The organism is Paenibacillus sp. FSL H8-0283 (genome assembly GCF_045040675.1).
Lineage (GTDB): Bacteria > Bacillota > Bacilli > Paenibacillales > Paenibacillaceae > Paenibacillus > Paenibacillus amylolyticus.
This window is the reverse complement of record NZ_CP150295.1, coordinates 478,779-503,957: the sequence shown is the minus strand read 5'-3', so window position 1 is coordinate 503,957 and position 25,179 is coordinate 478,779. Positions and strand designations below refer to the sequence as shown.

Annotated in this window: 24 protein-coding genes; 7 read left to right on the top strand and 17 right to left on the bottom strand. The window is 47.8% G+C overall.

From position 1 onward, the window contains the following. Positions 1-84 precede the first annotated feature (84 nt). The 13 genes from MHI52_RS02425 to MHI52_RS02365 all read right to left on the bottom strand — a co-directional run bounded on the left by MHI52_RS02425 (position 85) and on the right by MHI52_RS02365 (position 12,916). Positions 85-1,245, bottom strand: a complete 1,161-nt coding sequence (locus MHI52_RS02425; protein WP_036673157.1) for a YhgE/Pip domain-containing protein — start codon at positions 1,243-1,245, stop codon at positions 85-87. Positions 1,246-1,598: 353 nt separating this feature from the next. Then, a complete protein-coding gene (locus MHI52_RS02420) occupies positions 1,599-4,112 on the bottom strand; it encodes a heavy metal translocating P-type ATPase (RefSeq protein ID WP_405158368.1) in 2,514 nt (837 codons plus the stop codon). Between the two features lie 179 nt (positions 4,113-4,291). Further along, positions 4,292-4,492, bottom strand: a complete 201-nt coding sequence (locus MHI52_RS02415; RefSeq protein WP_017691004.1) for a copper ion binding protein — start codon at positions 4,490-4,492, stop codon at positions 4,292-4,294. Between the two features lie 59 nt (positions 4,493-4,551). Continuing rightward, positions 4,552-4,950 (bottom strand): metal-sensitive transcriptional regulator, encoded by a 399-nt coding sequence (locus tag MHI52_RS02410; protein WP_256720182.1) that lies wholly within the window; start codon positions 4,948-4,950, stop codon positions 4,552-4,554. Between the two features lie 123 nt (positions 4,951-5,073). After that, positions 5,074-5,562, bottom strand: a complete 489-nt coding sequence (locus MHI52_RS02405) for a GNAT family N-acetyltransferase (RefSeq protein WP_076253884.1) — start codon at positions 5,560-5,562, stop codon at positions 5,074-5,076. Between the two features lie 123 nt (positions 5,563-5,685). Continuing rightward, on the bottom strand, positions 5,686-5,871 hold the full coding sequence (locus MHI52_RS02400) for a hypothetical protein (RefSeq protein ID WP_036616704.1): 186 nt from the start codon (positions 5,869-5,871) through the stop codon (positions 5,686-5,688). A 131-nt stretch (positions 5,872-6,002) separates the two neighbouring features. Continuing rightward, complete coding sequence (locus MHI52_RS02395) at positions 6,003-6,614, bottom strand: hypothetical protein (protein WP_076253885.1); 612 nt, start codon at positions 6,612-6,614, stop codon at positions 6,003-6,005. Between the two features lie 207 nt (positions 6,615-6,821). Next, a complete protein-coding gene (locus tag MHI52_RS02390) occupies positions 6,822-7,580 on the bottom strand; it encodes a nucleoside phosphorylase (protein ID WP_127551668.1) in 759 nt (252 codons plus the stop codon). A gap of 1 nt (position 7,581) precedes the next feature. Beyond that, on the bottom strand, positions 7,582-8,253 hold the full coding sequence (locus tag MHI52_RS02385) for a sulfite oxidase-like oxidoreductase (protein ID WP_017691010.1): 672 nt from the start codon (positions 8,251-8,253) through the stop codon (positions 7,582-7,584). A gap of 46 nt (positions 8,254-8,299) precedes the next feature. Continuing rightward, complete coding sequence (locus MHI52_RS02380) at positions 8,300-9,223, bottom strand: ABC transporter permease (RefSeq protein ID WP_017691011.1); 924 nt, start codon at positions 9,221-9,223, stop codon at positions 8,300-8,302. Beyond that, on the bottom strand, positions 9,207-10,274 hold the full coding sequence (locus MHI52_RS02375) for an ABC transporter permease (RefSeq protein WP_036616697.1): 1,068 nt from the start codon (positions 10,272-10,274) through the stop codon (positions 9,207-9,209). Before MHI52_RS02375 ends, MHI52_RS02380 begins: the two co-directional genes overlap by 17 nt. Next, positions 10,271-11,770: an ABC transporter ATP-binding protein gene (locus MHI52_RS02370; RefSeq protein WP_076253887.1), complete on the bottom strand. Its 1,500-nt coding sequence runs from the start codon at positions 11,768-11,770 to the stop codon at positions 10,271-10,273. The genes MHI52_RS02375 and MHI52_RS02370 overlap by 4 nt, the downstream gene beginning before the upstream one ends. A gap of 114 nt (positions 11,771-11,884) precedes the next feature. Then, positions 11,885-12,916 (bottom strand): BMP family protein, encoded by a 1,032-nt coding sequence (locus MHI52_RS02365; protein WP_036616691.1) that lies wholly within the window; start codon positions 12,914-12,916, stop codon positions 11,885-11,887. 276 nt (positions 12,917-13,192) lie between these two features. On the opposite strand from MHI52_RS02365, the gene MHI52_RS02360 reads away from it, so the two are divergent. The 3 genes from MHI52_RS02360 (at position 13,193) to MHI52_RS02350 (ending at position 17,589) form a co-directional block, all read left to right on the top strand. After that, positions 13,193-14,614, top strand: coding sequence for a hypothetical protein (locus MHI52_RS02360; protein ID WP_083685038.1), 1,422 nt, complete (start codon positions 13,193-13,195; stop codon positions 14,612-14,614). Between the two features lie 241 nt (positions 14,615-14,855). Continuing rightward, a complete protein-coding gene (locus MHI52_RS02355; protein WP_036616686.1) occupies positions 14,856-15,446 on the top strand; it encodes a DUF5317 domain-containing protein in 591 nt (196 codons plus the stop codon). Positions 15,447-15,756: 310 nt separating this feature from the next. After that, on the top strand, positions 15,757-17,589 hold the full coding sequence (locus tag MHI52_RS02350; protein WP_051447443.1) for a diguanylate cyclase: 1,833 nt from the start codon (positions 15,757-15,759) through the stop codon (positions 17,587-17,589). Between the two features lie 133 nt (positions 17,590-17,722). Here MHI52_RS02350 and MHI52_RS02345 read toward each other — a convergent pair whose 3' ends face one another. Then, the gene (locus MHI52_RS02345) at positions 17,723-17,890 is read right to left on the bottom strand and encodes a hypothetical protein (protein ID WP_017691019.1); all 168 of its coding nucleotides are present in this window, start codon (positions 17,888-17,890) and stop codon (positions 17,723-17,725) included. A 305-nt stretch (positions 17,891-18,195) separates the two neighbouring features. Between MHI52_RS02345 and MHI52_RS02340 the strand changes: the two genes are divergently transcribed. From MHI52_RS02340 to MHI52_RS02325, 4 genes are all read left to right on the top strand, one after another. Next, on the top strand, positions 18,196-19,026 hold the full coding sequence (locus tag MHI52_RS02340) for a sensor histidine kinase (RefSeq protein ID WP_405158367.1): 831 nt from the start codon (positions 18,196-18,198) through the stop codon (positions 19,024-19,026). Position 19,027: 1 nt separating this feature from the next. Further along, the gene (locus MHI52_RS02335) at positions 19,028-19,684 is read left to right on the top strand and encodes a response regulator (RefSeq protein ID WP_405158366.1); all 657 of its coding nucleotides are present in this window, start codon (positions 19,028-19,030) and stop codon (positions 19,682-19,684) included. A gap of 207 nt (positions 19,685-19,891) precedes the next feature. Then, a complete protein-coding gene (locus MHI52_RS02330) occupies positions 19,892-21,607 on the top strand; it encodes a copper resistance protein CopC (protein WP_340983648.1) in 1,716 nt (571 codons plus the stop codon). Positions 21,608-22,030: 423 nt separating this feature from the next. Beyond that, on the top strand, positions 22,031-22,807 hold the full coding sequence (locus MHI52_RS02325; protein ID WP_340983649.1) for a YcnI family protein: 777 nt from the start codon (positions 22,031-22,033) through the stop codon (positions 22,805-22,807). Between the two features lie 227 nt (positions 22,808-23,034). Here MHI52_RS02325 and MHI52_RS02320 read toward each other — a convergent pair whose 3' ends face one another. From MHI52_RS02320 to MHI52_RS02310, 3 genes are read right to left on the bottom strand one after another with little or no spacing between them, the layout of a single operon-like run. Next, entirely contained in the window at positions 23,035-23,307 is a 273-nt protein-coding gene (locus tag MHI52_RS02320) for a hypothetical protein (RefSeq protein WP_017691024.1), read from the bottom strand. 56 nt (positions 23,308-23,363) lie between these two features. Next, on the bottom strand, positions 23,364-24,653 hold the full coding sequence (locus MHI52_RS02315) for a hypothetical protein (RefSeq protein WP_405158365.1): 1,290 nt from the start codon (positions 24,651-24,653) through the stop codon (positions 23,364-23,366). A 31-nt stretch (positions 24,654-24,684) separates the two neighbouring features. Continuing rightward, entirely contained in the window at positions 24,685-24,966 is a 282-nt protein-coding gene (locus tag MHI52_RS02310; RefSeq protein ID WP_036616676.1) for a hypothetical protein, read from the bottom strand. Positions 24,967-25,179 lie beyond the last annotated feature (213 nt).

The window sequence follows — 25,179 nt, the reverse complement described above, 5'->3', positions numbered from 1 at the left end:
TCTATTATATTACACCAAGCACCCCGATGAAAATCATCGGGGTGCTTGTCCTATCCTATAAAGCAATGGTATACATCTGCTGTATTAGTTGTTTGCTTGAGCAGGGCTTGGAGCCATAGCTGGCATACGTTGTTTTTTCAACAACGTCACGACCAGTGACAACGCAACGGCAACCAACAGTACAATCACGATAGAGCCCGCAGCAGACTGAACTCCTGGGCCTCCCAACTGCACGCTCAGAATACCCTGAACGGCGTATGTTGCAGGCAGGTACTGCCCAATGCCGCTATAGAAGCTGTTCAGTAATTCACGCGGTACCATTGCGCCGGAGGATACCAGTTGCAAGGACAGTGAGATGATGTTGAACAGACTTCCTGCTGGTCCGAAGCAGATCAAGAAGAACTGGGAGAAGAACATGAACGTGCACAGGAAGAGCGCCTGGAACAACCAGAATGCAACGAATCCTTGTGCAATCTGTCCTCCCAGTGCCACGATCAATGATGATCCCAGCAAGGAAACAACCAATGCAGAACCCACGTTAATGACTACTCTCGCGCCAAACAAAGTCAAGCGGGAATAGGTAGATGACAGCATACCCATGGCTGTCTGGAGGTTCATCCCCATGATCATGGCACCTACATAGGAAGCCAGTACCATCATCATCGGCACCATCTGATTATTCATCCCGTTAACCGGGTTGATGGACGTTGTCGTTCCTTCCACTCGGGTAGTCAGGTTTGTAGCGGCTTCAGCAGCCTGATCGGCAGGCGCACCTGAAGCGGTTAACACCGTCTGTACTCCTTGTGCTGTAGCTTGTTTGTTAATCGTGTTTGTCACACTTTGTGATACACCTTGCATCATGCTTTTGATCGTAACCGGGTTCGCTTCATTAATGGTGTATTTAATCTCGGCGGTTGAGCCAGCCGTCTGAAGCAATTCGTTAAACCCAGCCGGGATATCCAGCACCATGTGTACTTGGTGATGATTCAGCTGATCCAAAGCTTCAGCCGCACTTAGATTGGATACGGTATGGAAAGGCAGTGTTCCTGCGAGCGAATCTGCGATTCCTTTGGACATTTCTCCGTCCTCGTTCACAATCGCAACCGTCAATTCTTTCGCACGGTCATTTACTCCAGAATATGCGGTCATCCAGATCACGCTAAAGATCACTTGGAACATAAGTGCTGTTACGATCCCTACAATCACTGGCGGTTTTTTAAACAATGTACGTAAAGCCTGTAACATAAAAGGTGTCCTCCATTACTCAAATAGTTCTAATTTGATTTAAACAGTTGTTTGAATCAAACGATCGTTTAAATTTTATGTGAATATGTCCATATTGTCAACTCATTTTTTGAAAAATTCAGAAAACGTAAGCTTTATTCATGAATACAATTGATCCATTTTCACAAAAGTGCATTATGCTTTCCTTTCTCCGTAGAAAAGAACATCTAATACCAACGATTCAGACTTACTTTCTGGCGTCTAAACTGTATTTTTCTCACCAAAAAACACGGTCCGCCGCAGCGAACCGCGTATTTATTCATGCTCACTTCGTTGACAATGAGGCGTTGAATATATCTCCAAACAAAGGTCGGTCAGTCATTTCTCTTCAGCTTCATGCGTTGCAGACGTAGCGAATTCAGGACAACCGACACGGAGCTGAACGCCATCGCCGCCCCTGCCAGCCATGGAGCCAAGAAGCCAACTGCCGCAATAGGAATACCAATAACGTTGTATCCGAGTGCCCAGAACAAGTTTTGTTTGATGTTCCCCATCGTGCGCCGGCTCATCTCAATGGCATCTGCAATACTGTTCAGATCACCACGCATCAACGTAATATCCGCCGCTTCCATCGCTACATCCGTTCCTGTTCCGATCGCCATCCCAATATCCGCTGTAGCGAGTGCCGGAGCATCATTAATGCCGTCACCTACCATCGCAACTTTCAGGCCACTCTCCTGAAGTTTCTTCACTTCCGCAGCTTTACCCTCCGGCAGAACCTCAGCCAGTACTTTACCGATCCCTGCCTGTTCAGCTACAGCGCGAGCTGTTCGCTCATTGTCTCCCGTAATCATGATGACATCGATCCCCATCGCCTGAAGACGACCGATGGCTTCACGAGAGGTATCCTTGATGGTGTCAGCCACAGCCACGATCCCTGCCCACTGACCATCTACCGCTACCAGCATCGCTGTACGCCCTTGTTCCTCCAGACGGTTCATCTGCTGAACGGTTTCCTCAGAGACATTCACCTGTGCATCTGCAAGCAAACGACGCGTGCCGACCAGAATCTCCTGCCCTTTTACTGAAGCTCGCACGCCGTATCCCGGTATGTTCTCGAACTTCTCTGTTGGGGTTAACTCCAGACCTTTGGCACGGATACCAGCAACAATCGCCTCTGCCAGTGGATGCTCTGAACTCTGTTCGGCCGCTCCCACTCGCTCAAGCAGATCAGATTCCGTCCAATTCGGAGCCGTGACAACATCCGTAAGCACCGGTTTACCTTGGGTTACTGTACCTGTTTTGTCGAGCACCACGGTCTGAATCTGTTGTGCCGACTCCAGATGTTCGCCGCCCTTGAACAGAATGCCATATTCAGCCGCACGTCCTGATCCAGCCATGACAGAAGTCGGCGTTGCCAGCCCTAGTGCACATGGACAAGCAATGACAAGCACGGCAATCGCTTTTTCAAGGGAACCGGCGAAGTCACCCGGACTTGCAAACAGATACCAAATCAGGAATGTCAGCGTAGCTATGCCGACAACAATCGGAACAAAAATGCCTGAAATGACATCTGCGATCCGCTGGATCGGTGCTTTGGAGCCCTGAGCTTGCTCGACTACTTTAATAATCTGGGACAAAGCCGTGTCCGAGCCCACTCGGGTCGCACGCAGTCGTAATACCCCGTTTTTGTTCAGCGTAGCACCTGTAACGGGATCTCCTGGCTTTTTATCCACGGGAAGGCTCTCTCCACTAAGCATGGATTCATCTACTGAGGATTGCCCTTCTTCAACGATACCATCCACCGGGATGCTATCACCCGGCTTCACCAGAACCAAGTCACCCACCGCAACATATGCGGCAGGAACCATAACTTCCTGTCCATCACGGATGACACGGGCTTCACGTGGAGCCAGTTCAATCAGGCTTTTGATCGCCTGTGAAGAGCGACCTTTCGCCACAGCTTCGAACCATTTTCCAAGTAGAATTAACGTAATCAGAATTGCACTTGTCTCATAATAGAGTTCTACCGAAGGCATGGCGGCTGTGCTCGTTCCCATTGCCCCATGATCCATGGTTGTAGAAGGTAAGTACCCACTGGATAACGTCAGATAGAGACTGTAAAAAAACGCTGCACTGGTACCCAATGCGACGAGAACGTCCATATTGGCACTGCGGTTACGTAAGGCTTTGTACGCCCCCACATAGAATTGCCATCCAATCACGAACTGTACCGGCGTTGCCAGCAGTAGCTGGAACCAAGGGTTCATGAATAGTTCGGGGACATAGATTCCGGATGTGAACGAGAAATGCCCCACCATTGCCCACAGCAAAGGAATCGATAACAACGCAGATATCATCCATTTCCACTTTTTGCGTTGCAGCTCACGTTCACGAACCGATGTGGTCTCTTCTTGTGTCAATTGTAGTTTAGCACCGTAGCCCATCTGCTTGATCTTGGCGGTAATATCCGAAGGTTTCAATGTACCAGCGGCATATTCGATATGCCCTGTTTCCAGCGCCAGATTCACATTCGCCTGAGATACCCCAGGTAGTCGGGAAAGACCTTTTTCAATCCGGGCAGAACAGGCAGCACACGTCATACCTGTGATGTTCAGATCAACCGATTCTGACACCGTACCGTAGCCCAATGCTTCCACCTTATCTCGCAACGCATTCACGTTGGTTGTCTTTGGATCATAAGATACGGTTGCCTGTTCGATGGCCAGATTCACATTGGCCTGCTGCACCCCTTCCATGCGGGACAATCCCTTCTCCACTCGTGTCGAACATGCAGCACAGGTCATCCCCGTGATGTGCAGTGTTGTCTTTAGTCCTGGTGCGTCTGCCATAGGTGGCATTGGTGTGGGTTCGGACGATCTATCCATTGGTTTATTCGTTGAGTTATCCATCATGTCAGCTCCTTTCATGTCAATTCAATTTATTGTTTTATACCCCCAAGGGGTATATACCAGACAGAAAATTAGGCTTAAACCTGACTCTTGGGAAAAGGTACTCTGACCTCTTTTTCGCCCATGAGCATGTTCGGTTTAAGCCTGTGATCCCTTTAGACTACATCGTATCCCTGATCTTCAATCGCAGCTTTGATCTGATCCACGTTCACCGTCTGCTCATCATATTCCACAGCTACTGTTCCCGCTGCCAGATCAACCTTACCACTCGCACCGGTATTCTTCACAGCTTCTTCAACTGATTTCACGCAGTGATTGCAAGACATTCCCGTAACGTTCAATGTAACATTAGACATTGTAAATTCCTCCTTGGGGTATATTAAAATGATAACTTTATTTGGTAAATAATTTCAGATTACTTCATTAACTTCCGCATCGTAACCAGCAGTTCATCCACAACCTCATGTTCACCAGCCTGAATACGCTCAACGATACAGCTCTTCATATGGCCTTCAAGCAAAAGTTTACCTACTGAATTAAGAGCAGACTGAGCCGCCGCAATCTGCGTCAGCACATCATCACAGTACGTATCCTTCTCGATCAATCCCTTGATCCCGCGAATCTGACCTTCCACACGGTTCAAACGAGAAACCAGGTTACTCTTCATCTCCTGCGAATGGTGACTCTTGCGCACATGCTTCCCATCACTGCCCTCGGCATGACAGGATACCTCTTCTTGGACTGTAGCCAAAGCTTCCGTTGAATCTGACTTGGAGGATTGCAAAGGTTCCTCGGGATGGCTCTGATGATCCATCATGAACACCCCTTTTCTTTCGTTCTTTTCTAAGAGTAACATACCCCATGGGGGTATTCAAGAGTATTCTGATATTTTGATAAAAATGGATGAATCCATCCTAATTAAATAGAGCGATGCATCTTACAAGGTATACTCCATCCTGCTACTGCGGACAACAAGACCCATCTGTTCATAGAAAGCCTGTGCCCCAGAGTTAAACGTCGACACGGACAATTCCACGCTATCTGCCTGAAGCTCTCTCCCTAACTCGATGAATGCTTGTAGTAACTGTTTACCTGTTCCTTGGCCCCGATGTTTGTTATCCACTACAAGTTCATGGATGTATAACATCTTGCGATCCACCATCAATGAGTTATCTTGAATGACACTTAACTGCGCACTCCCGTAACCCAGAATCAAACCCGTTTCGGAAGACTCGGCAACATATAGGTAACGCTTGTCCGTTTCCAGCAGTTCGATGAACTCCTTTTTCTCCATTCTAGTCTCCAACGCTCTGTATAGATCCGGCCGCGCCTCGACATGCATCTGGTGCAGCTCATCCATCAACAATGACACGCCAGAGTAGTCCCTCATTTCTGCCTTTCGGATGTTAATCGTACCTGTACTCATCCCAATCACTCTTTCGTCTACTGAATTTTACATTATTATACAACCAAAAAGCAGATACCATAAGGGTACCTGCTTCGCTTAATTTATTTTCATTCCACAAAGCGAATATGATGCTCATGTTGTTTATTTTTTCGAAGAAGTATTTCCTTCATTAAAAGCAACAGGTGATGGCTTCGCTGCCCATTCGTCCGCCTGCGGCTCAATGTCTACTCCGCTCAAAATCTTCTTTTTCTCCATCAAGGAATCCCCGTCTTCATCCAGCTTGTTGCGAATTTCCGCCTCGTCCTGAGGTTGATTGTTCTGTGTCATCATAGAGTCCTCCCTTTTTTCGTATTCATGTTGATGTTCCTTTATATAACGTGCCCACTTTCTGCATTATCATTCTCTTCGAGGATCAGGCCTTCCCCAAGTTAAGCTAAATCTATCTCTAAACCCTTTCGTTAATCGAAATCAACCTGTTTATCCAAAATGATTTCCTCTACTTTGTATTCCATCTCTGGTATTGAGGGAATCAAGGAGAATCGAACGTTTTCCAGAGAAGAAGGAAGAGCAGGAATCACTCGGAAACTAATTTGCGTCTCCCCACCTCCTCCACGACTGCCATGTCTCATGGTGATATGTCTCTGTTCGCTGAATATTTCCAGAGCCAAATGTGGAACCATTTGTATACGCTCAGCTTCATTCCCCTTATATTGAATCTCCACATAAACGAGGCTTTCGCCTTCATATTGCATCGAATGCGTGATCATATACTCACACGAATCTTTGATCATTTTCTTCATAATCGGCACCACACTCGTCAATTGAAGAGGTTCACTTGGAAAGTAGTGTCTTTGCGGCATCGGTTGCACGCTACGGAGAACATATCGGATATCTTCCTCCTTCATATCCAGTAAGCTCACCCATTCATCGATGGTATTTTGAGGGGGTTGGTATTGGACTGCTCCGGTTATGTCCTTTCTGGCTGCAACCAGTTTCAAAAGTTGCTCATCAATCCGCTGTACCTCATCGCTGTATTCATTAGGAATTTCACGTAATTCACTCCAGCCCATATTTAATCACTCTCCTAATTTAATGACATGCCATGCAAATACAATTCGCCACTGTACCTGCATCCCCCTCTTAAAAAGGAAAGGACGCCCCTTGGGTCATATTCATGACCTTACGGGACGCCCTTTTTATATTGTCCACCTCAAATGGACATCATCTACTGTTTTGCTTGTAACAATGAGCAAAAATGTATACTTGCCTTAACCAACCTACGCCTGATCTTGGCGAGCAAGCGCGGCTAGTGCGCGTAGCGCTGCATTAATCTCGCGCTCCACCGCTTGTCCAACCGCATCCGTATGCGGATCATACTCGGCTGCCAGGTCACTGTCCGCGAATCCATCGATCGCGACAATGGCTCCGGCGCGAGCGCCACGCAAGGTACTGACGATGTAGAGCGCCGCAATTTCCATCTCAGCCGCAAGTGCTCCAGCCTGCTTGTACTTGCGGTGTGGAATCTCTTCCACGCCTGCAAAGAATGCATCCAGTGTTACGGTAATACCAACGCCCACTTTGCCTGCAAAGGTTGCAGCATCCGCGCTTTCTTGCTCACGAGCAGCTTCGATCAACGCTTGTGTCACCCCAATGTCCGCTACCGCTGGAAAACCATCCGGCACCAGTTGGCGAGTCAACCCGTCCGTACGAACAGCGGCTGTACTCACAAGCACACTGCCTGCCGGATAATCCGCTGTATACGATCCCGCTGTACCTACACGAATCAGAGTTGTTACACCCGCCCGAATCAGTTCCTCGAAACACACAGCTGCTCCAGGCGAACCTACACCATGACTGACCACAGCGATCTGTACCCCTTCATACAATCCAACAAATGTACGATACTCCCGACTGAACGCCAGTTCTCTCGCCTGCTCCAGTTTACGGGAAATCTTCTCCGCACGTGCCGGATCACCACAGACGATGGCATATGCCGGCATGTCTTCCGAATGAATCTGCAAAATAGGCATCAACATATCAATCAAACTCCTTCTTCGTCCACTCGTCTTCCGGAATCGGCAGATCTTCACCCGAGAAGCGTTGTTCCTTGAACGGATCGGCAAAATGGTGGAAACCATTCACTTCCCAGAATCCGTTACGGTCTTCTGTCATAAACTCCAGACCACGTATCCACTTGGCACTCTTCCAGAAGTAAAGTTGTGGCACAACCATACGCAGTGGAAAACCATGCTTGGGAGTAAGTGGCTCACCGTTATATTTGAATGCAAGCAATACATCATCATGCATCAATTCTTCGAGCGGTACATTTGTTTCATAATCATGATCTGCATGGATCATGACGTATTTTGCCTCTGGCTTAACCCCCAGAAGTTTCACAAAATCGGAGAAGCGTATACCTTCCCAGGGCGTATCGAATTTCGACCAACGGGTAACACAGTGAATATCACTCACCGTGTTCACCTGTGGCATCGCCTGCAACTCAGCCAGGGAGAACACCTTTTCCTCTTCCACTTCGCCGAATACCTTCAGGTCCCAGGTGGACAGGTCATATTCCGGCACTTCCCCTTCATGCAGAATCGGGAATTTCTCCGTCAGCATCTGTCCTGGCGGCAGCCGATCTCCGTGATCGTTACCTGTTTTGGGTGCCGGGGTTTTACTTTTTTTCAAACGTTCAGCCTTGTTATGCAAGTGGAATTCCTCCTTCTTTTACTGTCTCTAACATAGACATTCAGAATTAACGCGAGCTTCCGCCCGCTTTCAGTGCATCCTGTGCATAGGTACGGTCTTTGAAAAAGAACATCGCGACCAGCGTCACAATATACGGCAGCATCAACGTGAAATGCGTTGGCAGGGAGAATCCTTGCAGACGAATACTCAATGCTTCCATGAAACCAAACAGTACACTGGAGCCCATCACGCCAAGCGGATTCGCTTGTCCTAACATTGTTGCCACCAGCGCTATAAAACCACGACCAGCAGTCATGCCTTCGGTAAACATCGTCACCTGACCGAGCGACAACTGTGCTCCAGCCAGAGCGCACAACACACCGCACATCAGAACGGCACCATACTGGATGCCACGTACCTTGATCCCGATGCTCTGTGCTGCAATCGGGTTCTCACCGACGGAGCGCAGGCGGAAGCCGGATACACTTTTGAACAGATAAAATTGTAGTGCAATCACGAGCACAATACCGAGGTAAACCAGCGGACTATGTCCCGATATTACATCGCCGACCCACGGAATGTCCTTAATCAGCGGAATATCCCACTTGGGAAGTCCCACCATGTCTTTGTCGTAGTATGCACCTTTTACATCAAAAATCGCACGCAATGCAAAGGTCGTCACCCCCGCAGCCAGGAAGTTAAGCGAGATCCCGACCACGATGGCGTTGGCTTTCAGATTAATGCTTATAAAGGCAAAGAGCGCCGAGAATAACATCACAATTATAATGGAAAAGAGTACCGCCAGCAGCACATTGCCAAACAGATAATTACCGACAATAGCGGAGAACGCACCGATCAACACCAGTCCTTCGAGACCCACGTTAAACAGACCGACACGAGAACATAAAGCCCCACCGAGCGCTGCAAGCAGGATTGGAGTCATAATCCGCAAGGTTGAGCCAAACATGGCTGCATCAAACAGTTGTTGCATTGGACTTTTTCTCCTTTCTCCGCTTCAGGAATGAATAACCGATCTGAGCTGATACAAATAACGTCAATACCGCCTGGATGACACTGCCAACCTCCAGCGGCACATCCGTGTTCCGTTCCATCCCCATGGCACCCGTCTGTAGCGCAGCCAGCAAAATAGCCGCTACAGCTGTACCGAGTGGATGCGAGCGGGCAAGCAACGTGGCCATAATGCCGCTCCATGCGTAACTTGCCGATGACAATGAGCCATCAAGGAAACGGTACTGTGTACCGAGCACTTCCCCCGCACCCGCGAGTCCAGCAAGTCCACCACTGATGACCATGGACAGCATCATCATGCGAATGCGGCGAACACCACCGTAGGTTGCAAAGGACGGGTTGCTGCCGAGCATGCGGATCTCGTAACCGGTCACCGTTTTATGCGTGAACCAGTAGATCAGAATGGCCGCTACAATGGCAATAATGAAGCCTGCATGCAGCCCCATGCCCTGGAACAACTTCGGCAACCAGATACTCTGGTCAATCATGGGTGTCTGAGCCATTGCTGCAGATCCTGTGCGGTCCTTAAATGGATAGGAGACCATGTAGCCCCCGAAATAAATGGCAATATAGTTAAGTAGTAAGGTTGTGATCAACAAGTTCATCCCGAAGCGTGCATCCAGCCAGCCTGCAAACAGGGACCAGATTCCCCCAGCAATAATACCTGCCACAATCGCAGCAATACACACAAACCAGCCTGGCCCTGGCAGATAGAGCGCCGTGAGCGCGGCACTAAGCCCGCCAAGAATCATCTGGCCTTCGGCTCCCATATTGAAGAATCCGGCACGGAATGCCAATGCTACGCCAAGCCCCGCCAAGATGATTGGTGTGGAACGAGCCAACGTATTGGTGAAGAAGTAGAAGTTGCCGAAGGCCCCTTTCCACATCTCCGCATACGTATCCACCACATTACCGCCAACGATCAGAATTGCCACAGCCCCTGCAATCAGACCGATGAATACGGCAAGCAGCGGCTGCACGAGTCCGCGAAGTGTTTCTTTTACCCGATTCATATCCGCTCTTTCCCTCCTGCCATTAACAAGCTGATCTGTTCCTCAGTTGCTTCCTCTGCTCTCAGTTCTCCGGCAATTTCGCCTTCATACATGACAATAATCCGATCAGATAATTGCAAAATTTCGGACAACTCCGATGAAATGAGCAGAATACCCGCGCCCTCGCTACGTTTGCGCAGCAATTCAGCATGGATTGTCTCCATCGCTCCGATATCCACACCACGAGTCGGTTCGGCTGCAATCAGAAACGGTGTATCCTGTGCAAATTCACGGGCAGCAATCAGCTTCTGCAAGTTTCCTCCAGACAGAAACTGTGCCTTGGTCTCCGCAGAACCCGTCTTGATGCTGAACTGTTGGATCCAACTCTCTACCATTATTCTTGCTGCTTTGGCTTTGATAATACCGCGTGACTGCAAGCGATGATGGTGTCCCATCAGCCCGTTCTCGCGAACACTCGCATCCTTGGCCGCTCCCCACATGTAACGATCTTCCGGGATATGAGCAAGTCCATGCTCCCGAATGCGCCGTACCGGCCAGTTGGTTGTATCCTGCCCGGAGAGTACAACGCGACCACTATCCGCCTTACGCAGTCCAGCAATGACCTGAATCAGTTCCGACTGGCCGTTACCTGAGATGCCTGCTATGCCAACGACCTCACCTTTACGAACTTCCATATGGATGTCCTTGAGCGCCGAACGATCCTTCGCTCCGGACAGATTAACCCCTTCCACCTGAAGCACCGCTTCCGCTGGTACCGATGGTTGCTTGTCCATACGCACAAGTTCACGACCAACCATCAGACGGGACAATTCCTCCACATGTGTATCTTTGGCTTCCAACGTACCTGTCACCTGACCATCCCGAAGCACCGTGATCCGGTCTGCTACATCCATGACTTCTTGCAGCTTGTGCGTGATCAGTACAAAGGTTTTGCCCAGCTTGGCGAGCGATTTCATGTTCGCCAGCAGTTCCTTCACTTCCAGCGGTGTCAGTACCGCCGAAGGTTCATCCAATATAATGATGTCTGCGCCCTGATGTAGCACCTTGAGAATTTCAACTCGCTGCTGCATGCCAAGTGGGCACTCGGACACTTTTTTCCATGGGTCAACCGGCATGCCATATTGTCTGCCAAGCTCGTTCACCTGAGCCGCTGCTTTTTTGCGGTCAAATGCGCATGCCTTAGCCGGTTCGCGTCCAATCACGATGTTCTCCGCCACCGTAAAGGAAGGGAACAGCATGAAATGCTGATGCACCATACCGATGCCACTTGCCATCGCCTGGGACGGCGTGGCAAAGCTCACCTCACGTCCACGGACTTTGATTGTGCCTGACGTGGGCTGTTCCATACCATACAGCATACGCATCAAGGTTGTTTTACCGGCCCCGTTCTCACCGACAAGGGCATGAATCTCTCCCTCACGCAAATTAAAACGGATGTCACGATTAGCGGTGAAGCTGCCGTATTTCTTCGTAATCTGCTCCATCTCCAACAGCATATCTTGCGTTCGCTCCTCTCGGTCTCGGTCATTTAATAGCAGCAAAACCGGCTGCCTGATCGGGCAGCCGGCTGATCATTTCCATCACTCATTCATTGAAAAGAACATTCAAAACTATTGTTGCAATGGATCTTTGACTACGATTTTGCCGGATACGATATCATCCTTGATTGCTTTAACCTTGTCGATCACTTCTTGTCCGACAAAAGCATTCAATGGAGATTCGCTGTCACGTGTAACGTACGTCAGGCCTACACCGTCTTCTTTCAAACCGTAGTTAACTGCGCCTGCTTTGAAGTTGCCTTCTACAAAATCTTTCACAGTCTCATAAGCAACCGTATCGGTTGACTTCAATTGAGACAATACGATATGTTCCGGGTCTTCAACAGTACGGTCCGTATCCTGACCGGAAGTGTAGAAGCCTTTTTCTTTGGCTGCTTCGAACACGCCGAGATCACCTACAGCGGATGCGCCAGCGATGAAGTCAGCGCCTTTGCCGAATTGTACCAGCGCCAATTCTTTTGCTTTGGCTGGGTCATTAAATCCACCTACATAGTTCACGAGGAATTCTGCACCCGGATTCACGGATTCCAATCCAGCTTTGAAACCTTCCGTATATTTCTTGATCAATGGTACATCCATTGCTGCGATCATGCCGACTTTGTCTGTTTTGGTGGACAATCCAGCAGCTGCACCGAGCAGGTACGCCCCTTCATATTCACGGAAACCAACGCTACGAACGTTAGGAAGATCAACGGTTGTATCTACAATCGCAAAGGACTTGTCCGGATTCTCTGCTGCGACTTTCTTCAATGCATCTTCTGCCTGGAAAGTTGCTGTAATAATCAGATCATAATTCTCGGCAACCGCAGCACGCAGATTTTGTTCAAATGCTGCCGGGTCTGTCGATTCAATCGTCTTGGTATCTACTTTGAATTCTTCGCCTGCTTTTTTGAAACCTTCATCCATCTGTACAAAGAAAGGGTTAACCCCTATTTTTTCGGGAAGTACGAGGGCCATCCGAAGAGATTTCTCCGAATCACTGCCTTGGGCGGATTGTTCGTCTTTGGAAGCCGAATTCCCACAAGCTGCCAACAAAATAGCCAACATGATGATCGATAAGACGAACGATAAACCTCTTTTCATTTTGAAAATACCCCTTTTCAACATTCTTTTTTCTTATCCTAGCGGATACTGTCGATCCTTGTCAATAAATCTTTGAGCGTATACACTCAAATAGAATATAATTGACAATTCGCTTTCTACCAAGCTTTGGAAACCGTTCTGTATCAAGCTTTTTTTCGTTGACATCCAGCGCGTCTCCGTGCTAAAGTCAATCCAATTATTCTATTCTTATAGGAATTGTCAGAATTATGACCCAAAGCTGATTATTTTCCAACCCATTTTAAGGAGGCTATTCATTTGAAAAAAATCACCCAAATCACTTTGGCGGCCCTACTCGCCGCTCCGGTAACACTCGGCAGCCTTAGCTTGCCCGCTTCCACTTCTGCAGCATCTGCAACTCCGGCTAAACCCGCCACCTCACAAAGTGTCAAAGGACCGGTAGCTCAGGCGCCAGTTGCCTATACGGAAAGCGCAGCGGATTTTGCTCAATTCTTGCAAGCGAAATACAACATTCAATTGCCGCAACAGATTACCAAAGGTGATTTCATTCAAGCCATTGCAGCCATCACGGAAGCAACTCAAGCAAGTGACAGTGAAGCCAAAGCTCCTGTCTTTACCGATCTGTCTTCTGGTGATTCTTCATATGATGCTGCCGTATCCTTATACAATAATGGGGTTCTTACGGGTACAGAAGTACGTGCCAAGGATCAACTGAGCACTTATGCAGCGGTCTTCATCGCGGTGAAAGCAGCCGGATTCAAGGAACTGGCTTATACTTATCCTGCAGAGAAAACAGCCAAAGCGCTTGCCAAAGCTGGCATTAGCCCAAACCGTGTTCAGGGACAAGCCGCACAGGAGCTGGCTGCTGCGATCGATACAGGCCTGATTCCTGAAAGCCTATACCCCGCTCTCCTTAAGGGTGGCGTAGCAAGTAAAGATTTCGCTAATACTTTGCTTGGACGTGTACTGGTCAGTCAAGGGAAATACAAACATGAGATTGGGCGTTCCGGCGATGCGGACATCTATTCCAAATTGTATGCTGCATATCGCACAGCGGATCTGATCGAATCACCTGAGCTGAGAAAGATTGTGGATCAGGCGCTGCGAGATGATCTCGTAACAGGTTACAATCTGAAGGATAGCCGCTTTGATTCCAACTTTATCGATGAACTGACACTTACCTACGGCCACGATAATATTCAACATGCTGTACAGTTGGTTGGTTTGCTGCGTAGCGAAGGTATTGATGCTGATGTGCAATTCCAGCCGAAGACATCTGCCTTCATTTATTTGAAGGAATGGGGCGAGCCGAAGGAAACGCCAGACTATAAAGTGACACAGATCGAGAACGGTAACTATATTGCTTCTGCGAAGGAATATGATATTCAGTTCGAGTTCAACAATGTGGCAGACAAAGTTCGCTTCAACGACATTGTGCTGAAATATGCCAAAAAGAATAGTGACAGTACATCTCCACTGATTCTCAGCTCCTGGTGGCAACCGCTGTATTATTCACCAACCGCATTGGCGAACTACCCTGTCATTTCCAATAATAAGATCGCGCTTGGCAATTACTATGCTCAGTCCTTCTCTCTGAAAGAAAATGCCAAATCCATTCGGGAAGGTTTCCTGAAACTGGCACCTGATGCGGACATTACGACGTATGACTTCTGGGTGGACCAGCCTTTCTTCAACTATCTGAACGGTGGATCTGAATAAAATAAATTCCGTCTTCAACCGAATTAAAGCTCGTATTTTGGCACCATAAGTAGCCGTCCTTACCGAATTTTACAGGGGTTCGACCCCTAGATTCGTAAAGGCGGTTTTTTGTTCAGCATTTTGCAAATTTCTTCTACAAAATCATTTTTCTCATGCAGGAATTACCAATATAAGGTCGAATCCTTTATGTACACAAACACGCAATCATATTGCATATCTCCGCACGAACAGGAGTTACTCCATGGTATATGACGGTATTCTACTAGGCTTGATCGTTGGATTTTTTCGGGGCGGGTTGCGGCATGGGCTCAACCAGTTTGCAGCACTCAAGCTGCGAAGTGGCTGGATTTTCCCTGTATTGCTACTAATCCAGTTCTTTATTTTCTATCTCCAGGAACGATTCGAATGGGTGGCATCCATTAATGGATATCTCTTTGCTGCCGTCTACATTACAGGGCTCGCTTTCCTGTGGCTCAACAGACACCATACCGGTTTCATGCTCATCTGGATTGGGGTATTTCTCAATTTTGCCGTTATGGCTGTAAACGGTGGGCGCATGCCTGTTTCTGTGGAAGCCTCCGCTGTACTGGGCCCCTACTATGTAGACATGCTCAGGGAAGGCGGCGCCGTATCAAAGCATTTTATGATGGATGCATCTACAAATCTGCCTTTTCTCGGTGATATCATCCCACTCTCCAGCCCTTATCCACGGACTCAGGTCATCAGCATCGGTGATGTGGTCATGAATATTGGCATATTCCTTTTTATTCAATACATGATGGTGAATCGGGACAAAAAGGCTGTGCAACCTGCTAAAACTCATCAGGCTTGAAGAAAACAGGTAGACTCCAAGGAAGGGAGGTCTTCTCCATGAAAAAATTTGAAGGTGTGAAATATTCCCGCATTGTCATCAACGCAATCATCGTGGCTTCTGTCGTTGTAGCATTAACTTCGGGATACAAGCTGGGCGGCTAGTATCCATACCGCCAAACAAGACAAACAGGCTGCCAGCGGCCTGTTTTTTCTGTCTGGATTTTTGGCAGGCAACTTGGTATGTTATACATCTATATAGTATATCCCTATAGAAGAAAACCAACTATATACACATCAAGAGTAGACTAAACTCAAGCAGGAGATTTTTTATGAACTTTATTCGTAACCTTATCCATAAGGCAGATCGAAGCAGTATGTATGTTATTTTGCTTAGTTGTACCGGGATCGGTGTTTTTTTATACATGAACAAGTGGTCTTACCTTCATCTAACCACGGCGGATTGGGTTATGGTCTACACCATGCTGGGTGCGGCGTTAATTCTGGATTATTTCACGTTCCAGATTCCACCCAAAGGTAATCAGCAATCCATGGATTCATCGGTATACCTTGCCTGTATATTCATGTTTGGCGGAGCTTTCAGTTTATCTGTACTGCTACCTGTCTCCATCATTTTGTTAATCAAAGAGCGCAAGCTCACCTGGTGGAAACATATTGTCAATTTCAGCATCTACAGTATCATGATTACGGGAGCAGCAGCCGTGTTTGAGTGGACTGGCGGGCAATCGGGAACTCTGGACGACTATAACTTGATTCCTTATTTTGCAGCACTCGCAGCCTACTTCATCATCAACACAATCACACTTGGCTTATTCTTTCATTTCTCAACAAAGGATGCATTACAGCAGATGAAGCGGGCATTCGTTACCGAATCCCTGCTGGTTTATCTGTGTACGCTGATTCTGGCGCTGGTCCTGACAATTCTGGTTGTGCACAATGGCGTACTTGGCCTGTTGTTGTATCTGAGTCTTAGCATTCTGCTCTCCCATGCATTCAGGCAGTTGTTCGTGATGTATCAGACGATTGAGGAAAAGGCCAACACGGATCAACGTACGGGTCTGTTCAACCATAGCTATTTCGAAAGCATGTTAGAAAGCGAACTGACTAACGCTCGAACGCAGGGCACACCGCTATGTCTGGGGCTTATTGATATTGATGATTTCAAAAAGTATAACGATCGGTTTGGCCACCTTCAAGGTGACAGTCTGCTAGCCCTGCTGGGGGATTTTCTAATGCGAAAGACGGAAGGCACACCTGTTACCGCCTTTCGTTATGGAGGAGAAGAGTTCACTTTGCTCATGCCAGGCATGGAGTTGGACGAATCCTACAGGTTCATGAACAAGCTGCGTAAACAACTGAACGACACGCCGTTTGAAGGCGTTGAAGTGTTTCCACACGGTTGTCTCTCCTTCTCTGCTGGCGTCGCGCCCTATCAGGTGGATATGTATAACAAATCCCAGCTTGTGGATCAGGCGGATAAAGCACTATATTATGCGAAGAAACAGGGCAAGAACAACGTGCACCGCCACGGCAGCAATGATGGCATGGAACACGAGATTGATCTGGTACAGGACGTTCGTGACATCGAACAGCAGCTCAATCTGTTCAGATACAAAGATATGGATACGTTTAAACATTCCAAACGGGTCTACAAATATGCACTGGATATCAGTGAATTGCTCGCACTGGACAATGCGGAAAAACGTCGCTTCGTGCTGGGAGCACTGATTCATGACATCGGCAAACTGGAGATTCCTTGGTCCATTTTGAACAAAAAGGACAAGCTCACCGCAGAAGAATGGGAAACGATCAAAGGACATGTCACCTGGGGCAAAAAAATGGTGATCACGAACGATCGCTTCGCCGATCTGATCCCGTATATTGAACTTCACCACGAGCGCTATGATGGCAAAGGCTATCCTTACGGCCTGAAGGGTAACGAGATTCCCCGGCTCTGCCGGATGCTGACCGTGATTGACTCCTTTGATGCCATGACGACAGAGCGGCCGTATCAGGAAACCAAGAACGTGGAAGAAGCCATTCGGGAGCTACGCTCATGTTCGGGTTCACAGTTTGATCCGGAGCTTGCCGAGTTGTTCATTCAATATATTGAGAAAAGAACCGCTCAGCAACAGTTGCAGTAAAATAAACAGAACTTCTTCTATAAGCCCAGAAAAAGTAAAAGCGCTATCCCCGGTCTGATCGGAGATAGCGCCATTTTCATTTTCATGGAATGAATCGTACACCAGACAACTTCATTCTCGTGCAGATTCTACATTAAGATTTGGTATTCAGCTCATGTGAGGTCTGATGCAGCTCTTTAATCATCTGCTGCAAAAACATGTTGTCTTGGCGACTGATACCGTGCTGATTGTCTTGAACAAGCATCTGATGAATGTTCTTTTTGAGCAATTCACTGCGACGTTCCAATACTTCTTGACTCATGTTGTTGCTTCACTCCTTAACATGTTTTGTAATGAATTCACGTTCTATATTAAGTATAGAGGACCTTCTCCGATAGGGAAAACGGACTCAGCCCCCCTCAGCTGGTCACACCAACCCTCACCTAGCGTGACAATATTTCACCCCTTGTCATTCTTAGATATCCTTCTAAATACTCCCTGATCCTCCCCAGCTTTCTCCAAAGACACAGACTAGGGTCTTGGACAAGCTTGCGTTATAATGGTCCCATCCCTGTATAAATAAAGTACCTAATTAAGCTAATCCTAGATCAAAGGAGTTCTGCATTCATGTCCTATAAACAAATTAAATGGATGATTCTGCTGATCCCCACATTCACGGTTGGCATCTGGGAATACATTCGCCATCAGTTTCTGATGCCATACCTTTCGATGGATGCTGGAAACTGGTTAACACCCGTCATCGTTTACCTCGTCAGCGTGACACTGCTCAGCCGATTGTTCCACATGCTCGAAGGTGCCAGGGCTGCTCTCGAGCAGGAACGTGCAGCGAAAGCAACACTGGAAGCTCGTGACCAATTGGCACGGGAACTTCACGACGGCATATCTCAGTCTCTTTTCCTTCTCTCCGTGAAGACCGATAAAGCAGGCCGTAGTCTAGCAGGGAGCGGACATGAGCATGAGATCCAGGAGATTCAAAAAACCGTGCATGAAGTCAATACATATGTAAGGCAAGCTATTGCCCAGTTGCGTTTTGTTCCTTCCTCTACGGTAACATCAGAAATTATTTCACTGCATGCGCAGGTCGAAGTGCTCGTCAAGGAAACGGTACCTGGTGCACAGATTCATTGGAACCTCAAGGGTGTAACGTTCTCTGCCAAGGAACAAGTGGAACTGCTCGCTTGTATCCGGGAGGGACTACTGAATGTACGCAAACATGCGCAGGCTACCCGCGTTCAGGTTCACGCGGAAGGTAACCCAATTGCCTGGTTCATTTATATTCAGGATAATGGGAATGGACTCAGTGGAGATCCTCTTCATCTGAAGGATCGGTACGGACTGCGAATTACGAAGGAGCGTGCTGCCGAGATGGGTTGGTCTTTCACCCTCGATTCAAGACCGGGGCATACACGAATGACGATAGGAAAGGAGCATGCTTAATATGGAACATGTACGTGTATTGGTTGTTGATGATCATGCGCATGCACGTGAAGCGATCTGTAGCATTTTATCCGAGGACAGCCTGTTTGAAGTGATTGGTACAGCTTCGAATGGACAGGAAGCGCTGGAGCTCACCGGACAATGGATGCCCGACCTGATCCTGATGGACGTGCAGATGCCGGGCATGGATGGGCTGGAAGCCACCCGTCAGATCAAGCTGCGATTCCCTTATGTTATTGTTGTTATGGTCACGGTATCGGATGATGTGACGTTTCTGTTCGAAGCACTGAAACAAGGCGCTCAAGGCTATTTGCTCAAAAATCTAACGCCTTCCACCTGGCTTGAATACCTGCGCGCCATCGTCAGTGACGACTCACCGCTCAGTAAGGAACTGGCCTACCGGATTTTGCAGGAGTTCCCCGCACCACGCAGTGAAGATGTGCAAGATAACCCGCTAACGGCGCGGGAACTTGAGATTCTGCAATGGGTATCCGCGGGATATACCAATCGGGAGATTGCCGATCAACTCGGTATTTCAGACCAGACGGTGAAGAATCATCTCAAAAACATTTTGCAGAAGCTCCAGCTTGAAAACCGGGTACAACTCACCCGCTACGCACTAGAGAGCGGGCTTGCAGGACGTAAACTTCGCAAATAAACATTGTTAATTCGGAGTCAATGATGCTTCCGACATAGGTGAGAAATGACATAGCATTCATGCTTTTGTCACAATTATGTAGACCAAACCGTTTTTTTATAGCCCAATGTAGTCATACGCAGTCATTTTGGACAAAGTTATAATGGTTTAGATTGTGTTTAAGGACCATGAATGACTACAAATCTATAACCTGAGGGTGATGATTTTTTGATTTTTACACGCTTTACCCTGAAATGGGGCAAACGGCACTGGGCATTGGTCACCTGTCTGTTGCTCGTATGTTGCCTTGTTATGCCACAGTGGGCATCTGCCCATGCTTATATTGTTAAGGCTTCGCCAGGAGAAAATGAGATCCTCGTAGCTGCTCCGGAGCGGCTGACGCTGGAGTTCAACGAATCCTTGCAGACGGCCTTTTATGATATCAAAATAACCGGCCCTGACGGCAATCAGGCAGACGATGGAAATGTAAAGATTGATGTGGATCGCCCTCATATTCTGGAGACTGGCCTGCAAGCTGGACTCGGGAACGGGACTTATGCCGTTAACTGGAAAGCTGTATCTGCCGATGGACACCCAATTCAAGGGGCGTATGTTTTCCATATCGGTGAACCATCCGGTTCTCCTGCCGGACTGAGTGATCTTACATCCGGTTCCGGTTCAACAGGTGGGCCGCTGAAATGGATTGTATCCCTGACAGACTGGATTCAGTATCTCGGATTGTCTGTCATTCTGGGGACACTTGCATTCTTACTGCTGCGAATCGCACCGACATCCATGACAAGAGAACCTATGGACGTTCCGGGCAGCTACAGATTGTTATGGATCAGTTATGCTGCTGCTTCCTTTGCCGCTCTGGTCAGCCTGCCACTGAATACGTTATATGAATCTGGTGTGGCTCTGAACGAACTAAGCTGGGCACTGATCGGAAGTGCGCTCAAGCTGACATCCTTTGGTCAGATCTGGATGTTACAGATACTCATTGTAATGCTGCTGGCCGTCACGATTCTCTCCGGATATGATCGCGATCGATCCATCCGTGCTCGCATCTGGTCTTCCTATGGCTCACTTGTGCTCGTGCTTGGATGGCTGTTCACGCATGCCATGACGGGACATCCGGCTGCGGCGGATCAACGTGCTCTCGCGATTGCCATGGACTTCGTGCATCTGATCGGTGCCGCTTTCTGGATTGGCGCACTAACCGCCATGGCGATATGTTTGCCTCCACTGGCGGATAAGCTACCATCGAAGGTGCGAGGAGAGGTCTACTGGGTTGCTATTCGCAGGTTTACCGCCTGGGGAATTGGCGCCGTAGCCGCTCTGGTTGCTACAGGGATATACAGCAGTCTGATTATTCTACCAGCACCTGTGCTGACTTCCCTGTTCACTACAGCTTATGGCCTTGTCCTGATCGGCAAGATCGTCCTGCTTATTGTAATGCTTGTCTTCGCCTGGCGTCATGCCAGATTGGCAAGAGCAGCAACAGGAAGCAGATTATCCGGTAGCCTGAAAGCGGAACTTGCCACCGGTGCTGTCATTCTCGCTCTTGCTGCCGTACTGACACACCTGTCTCCAGGACAACCCGCTGCGGTCGGACCGTATCAGGAGACAAAGACTACAGAAGACGGCTCGGCGATCACACTTCAGGTGAGTCCCAATATAACGGGAGAGAACCAATTCGAAGTTGATGTGAAACGGGCAGATGGAAGTATCGTTAATGATCTGGAACAGATCACACTGTCACTCACACATCTGGACATGGATATGGGGATCTATGAGATTACCATTCCGAAAAACGACACCGGTGTGTACAAGGCTGAAGATTACATCTCCATGCCTGGACGTTGGAATATCAAGGTACATCTCCTGACCAAGACGTTGGATGCACTGGATGCCGAATTTGAGATCGACACCGCCAAGCCATAGTTACACAAAGATCAAATTGAAAAGTGGCCCAATCTAAAATTAGTGTTTCTACAAACTGCAAATGTAGTGAAGGGAAAGAAATTGATTCTGGAGAAGCGAAGCTAAAAGCTTTCTGATCTACACGAGAACGGAGAGGACAGAAATAGCGTGAAGAAGCGAAGCGTTCGCCTAAAAGCTTTCTGAAAGAAAGCTGCTTCGGAAGCATATGCTATCCCCGGATTTTACCCTTTAAGAAAAGGGAATCAAAAAATCTGGGGATAACAGCGATCGGAAGGTTATTCTGTCATCGAAGTAGCAAGTGTAACCTGCTTTTAATCACTCGAAAGAACAATTCGTAACCGAAACGGCCTTTGCAGAACGTAGACACTCATTTAAGAAAATGGGCCGAATCTATATGATAAGAACTGAGAGGGGTTATTTATTTTGAAGAACACATCATGGATTTCCAAACTAACATCCACTATCGCAACAGGTACCGCAGCATTCATGTTATTCGCCGGATTCGCTAGCGCTCACGTTACCGTTAGCCCATCCGTTGCACAGACAAGTGCATGGCAGACGTACACCATTAAGATTCCATCCGAGAAAGAACTGCCTACAACCAAAATCACGATGAAAGTTCCAGAAGGTGTTGCATTCAAGCAATATCAACCACTGGCAGGCTGGAAAATCACTACAGAGAAGAACGATTCCAATGAAGTAACATCGATTACGTGGGAGATTGACGGCGATAACGAAGGCATTCTGGCAGGACAATTCCAGCAGTTCAACTTCGTTGCACAGAACCCTAAGGCGGAAGCTGAAGTAGCTTGGGATGCATTCCAATACTACAGCGATGGCAGCATCGTAGAATGGACAGGCCAACCAAGTGATGCCAACCCGCACAGTATCACAACGATTAGCGAAGATCCGGCTGCTGCTGGTAATGCTGCGGCAGGTGGAGGTCATGCCAACGATGGACATGATAGTGCAGGTACAGAAGGCGCCACTGGAGATAATGCAGCTACCGACGATAGCAAAGCAAACGATGACACCACGCTGGGCGATGCACTCAATGACACCGTTACAGGTGAACCAAACAACACGGATACAGACCCGGGTACGCTGAAGCTTCAACAAGCAACATTGATCGTATCCATTCTGGCCCTGATCCTGTCCTTCTTGGGGATTGCATTGGCTACGCGTCGCAAAAAACGTTAAGAACTAACTTACAGTTTTACGATAACTTGAGACAATTTCAGATAACAAAAAGCCTATGGCATACGGGTTCAAACCCGATATGCCGTAGGCTTTTTAGCTATCATCATTTTGATTGGCTACCCATGTTCTTTACAATCCGTGGTTAAGGCACTAATCATGCCGCTCCACGGTCACACTCTTATCCACGCTGATTACCATCCGCAATTTGGCATCAGCCTTACCACCCTTTAGCGTTCCTGATCCGTCTGGATCATGATCTCAATGTATTGCAGCAAACTTTTCTTCTGCTGTTCAATGGATTGAATACGTCTGGACAGGCCCGCAAAAAACTCTTCAATCTGCTGTCTTGTATGATCTGCGGACTGGCCTTTCCAATCGTTCAGGCGACTATATAGCGCCCGCGCTTCCTGTTCATCGGCTTGCAGACGGGCAAGCAGCTGTGTCAGTTCTTTTTCCGCAATCCGAAGATCATTCAATTCCACCAGCAATTGTCCACCCACTCGTGTTCCCCTCCCCTATGTACGTGATATCAACGCTAGCCACCCAGAAATCCTAATTAAAAATGAACCGGACTCTCGTCAGCCTGCCGGAAAGCATCCGCCTTCTCATCAATAAAGTTCAGGAACTGGCTGGTATGTTTCATATGCCATGTGCTAAGTTCTTGAATCGACGCGTCCAGTTGGGTGACAATGGGCTCCAGCCTGCGACTGCGACTTGTATGCAGGTATTGAGCCATGCGGGTTCGCACCTGATTCAGCTCCGCATTGCACTGTTGTGCATTTTGCTTCCACCGTGAAGCGACACTTTTCAGTTCTTCCGGCGTTACCTGAATTAGTCCGGAAGCTCCCCCCACTGAGCCAACACCTGCAACCATCTTGCTAGTCTGCACACCAAAGCTACGCATAACATCCGCAAGCTCCGTCATGATATTGGAAGGTTCACGGGGAGTTTTATTGATTTTCTCACCAGTGGTAGGGTCGTATAGATCATTGGAAATATAACCATTCTCGAACTGATACTGCTTCAGGTCGTGGTATTCCTTCCCACCAAAGGTGTTACCCATCTTATCTCCCATGCTCATGTTGTCATTCATGTCCTTGTAATTAGAGTTGATGTAATACATGGAACCCACATGACGATCATAGCCACCAAAGAATCCACTGGCGACAAAGTCACCCGGGTGACCAAAGTTTACGATCTGATTATCGAATCCACCCTCTTCTGCCTTACGTTTCAGTGATGGAGTCAAGCTGGATATTACAGATGGCGCACTAAAGGTTACTGCCATCATTCCCGTATGCGCTGCTGCATACTGAGCATTTCCGCCGCCTAATGAATGCCCTGTCAGAGAGAAGTCCAAATTCTTGTACTTGTTCTGCATATCCTTCGCGTAGTCTTCTGCTTCGTACATTTGATTTGGAAAAGGATTCAGCTTTTTATCAATCTGTCTATCCAGCTCACCCACCGCATTATCCAAATGAGTCAGCCCGGTGACGTCTTTTACCTTTTGAATTCCACCTGATAACCAATCGGGTGTGAAATCGGTAGATTGTTCAATTTTTCTGCCCAGTTCGGGGATCGCAATCTGACCATCCGCCAGAAAATCAGGCCCTTTACGATCCCATCCGGCACTTCCTTCTGTTCCTCGGTAAGAAATGACCGCCTGCCCCGTTTCCGGATTGTAAAAAGTCACTGCGTCAAACCCGGAATAACCGTTGCCATGCGTATCCTCAAGCACTTGCCAGCCTGGTAGATTCGCATATTCAGTACCTGCTTTGGCATTTTCATAAGCCAGTTCCGACATCAGACGGTATGTTTCATCATCAATTCTTGGTGTATCCCCCATGTTATGTTCACCTCCCAAAATTCAATACAATCTACTTGGCAAAAGGATCGTAGCCTTTCTCAATGATGGCTGCCTTGATGGCAGGGCTCATTCCAAAATTTTTGATTTTTTTATCACTATAGTCATAGGAAATAGTGAACTCCTGATCCTCCTGCTCTACCACATGCCCTTCCATTGCAATCGAGTCCAGTGCCATTTCGGGTAGCAACTCCTTGCTGGTAATAACAACGTTCATCTCATACTTGTCTTTGAAATATTTGACCGCTTTTGCTTCTGCTTCTTGAAAAAGTGCCTGTTTCTCACTTTCTTTCATGTTCTGACAGCCTCCCAAAATAAAGATAGATAGCACAATTAGTAAGAATACACATACCTTTTTTTGTATTGGCCTCATACCAATCACCTTCTTCTTATGATTTCAATGTATATGTGCACCCAATGAATCAGGATCATTCACCCATGCCTTCTGCTTCTGTTAACTGAATCATAGTACAAAATCAACATGACCACATCGGCTGAGAGCATCGTT

What these genes read in the sequence shown, in the direction of transcription:
- MHI52_RS02425 (WP_036673157.1), bottom strand. Translation starts at nt 1,245, where the DNA reads ATGTTACAGGCTTTACGTACATTGTTTAAAAAACCGCCAGTGATTGTA.
- MHI52_RS02420 (WP_405158368.1), bottom strand. Translation starts at nt 4,112, where the DNA reads ATGGATAGATCGTCCGAACCCACACCAATGCCACCTATGGCAGACGCA.
- MHI52_RS02415 (WP_017691004.1), bottom strand. Translation starts at nt 4,492, where the DNA reads ATGTCTAATGTTACATTGAACGTTACGGGAATGTCTTGCAATCACTGC.
- MHI52_RS02410 (WP_256720182.1), bottom strand. Translation starts at nt 4,950, where the DNA reads ATGGATCATCAGAGCCATCCCGAGGAACCTTTGCAATCCTCCAAGTCA.
- MHI52_RS02405 (WP_076253884.1), bottom strand. Translation starts at nt 5,562, where the DNA reads ATGAGTACAGGTACGATTAACATCCGAAAGGCAGAAATGAGGGACTAC.
- MHI52_RS02400 (WP_036616704.1), bottom strand. Translation starts at nt 5,871, where the DNA reads ATGACACAGAACAATCAACCTCAGGACGAGGCGGAAATTCGCAACAAG.
- MHI52_RS02395 (WP_076253885.1), bottom strand. Translation starts at nt 6,614, where the DNA reads ATGGGCTGGAGTGAATTACGTGAAATTCCTAATGAATACAGCGATGAG.
- MHI52_RS02390 (WP_127551668.1), bottom strand. Translation starts at nt 7,580, where the DNA reads ATGTTGATGCCTATTTTGCAGATTCATTCGGAAGACATGCCGGCATAT.
- MHI52_RS02380 (WP_017691011.1), bottom strand. Translation starts at nt 9,223, where the DNA reads ATGCAACAACTGTTTGATGCAGCCATGTTTGGCTCAACCTTGCGGATT.
- MHI52_RS02375 (WP_036616697.1), bottom strand. Translation starts at nt 10,274, where the DNA reads ATGAATCGGGTAAAAGAAACACTTCGCGGACTCGTGCAGCCGCTGCTT.
- MHI52_RS02370 (WP_076253887.1), bottom strand. Translation starts at nt 11,770, where the DNA reads ATGCTGTTGGAGATGGAGCAGATTACGAAGAAATACGGCAGCTTCACC.
- MHI52_RS02365 (WP_036616691.1), bottom strand. Translation starts at nt 12,916, where the DNA reads ATGAAAAGAGGTTTATCGTTCGTCTTATCGATCATCATGTTGGCTATT.
- MHI52_RS02355 (WP_036616686.1), top strand. Translation starts at nt 14,856, where the DNA reads ATGGTATATGACGGTATTCTACTAGGCTTGATCGTTGGATTTTTTCGG.
- MHI52_RS02350 (WP_051447443.1), top strand. Translation starts at nt 15,757, where the DNA reads ATGAACTTTATTCGTAACCTTATCCATAAGGCAGATCGAAGCAGTATG.
- MHI52_RS02345 (WP_017691019.1), bottom strand. Translation starts at nt 17,890, where the DNA reads ATGAGTCAAGAAGTATTGGAACGTCGCAGTGAATTGCTCAAAAAGAAC.
- MHI52_RS02340 (WP_405158367.1), top strand. Translation starts at nt 18,196, where the DNA reads ATGTCCTATAAACAAATTAAATGGATGATTCTGCTGATCCCCACATTC.
- MHI52_RS02335 (WP_405158366.1), top strand. Translation starts at nt 19,028, where the DNA reads ATGGAACATGTACGTGTATTGGTTGTTGATGATCATGCGCATGCACGT.
- MHI52_RS02315 (WP_405158365.1), bottom strand. Translation starts at nt 24,653, where the DNA reads ATGGGGGATACACCAAGAATTGATGATGAAACATACCGTCTGATGTCG.
- MHI52_RS02310 (WP_036616676.1), bottom strand. Translation starts at nt 24,966, where the DNA reads ATGAAAGAAAGTGAGAAACAGGCACTTTTTCAAGAAGCAGAAGCAAAA.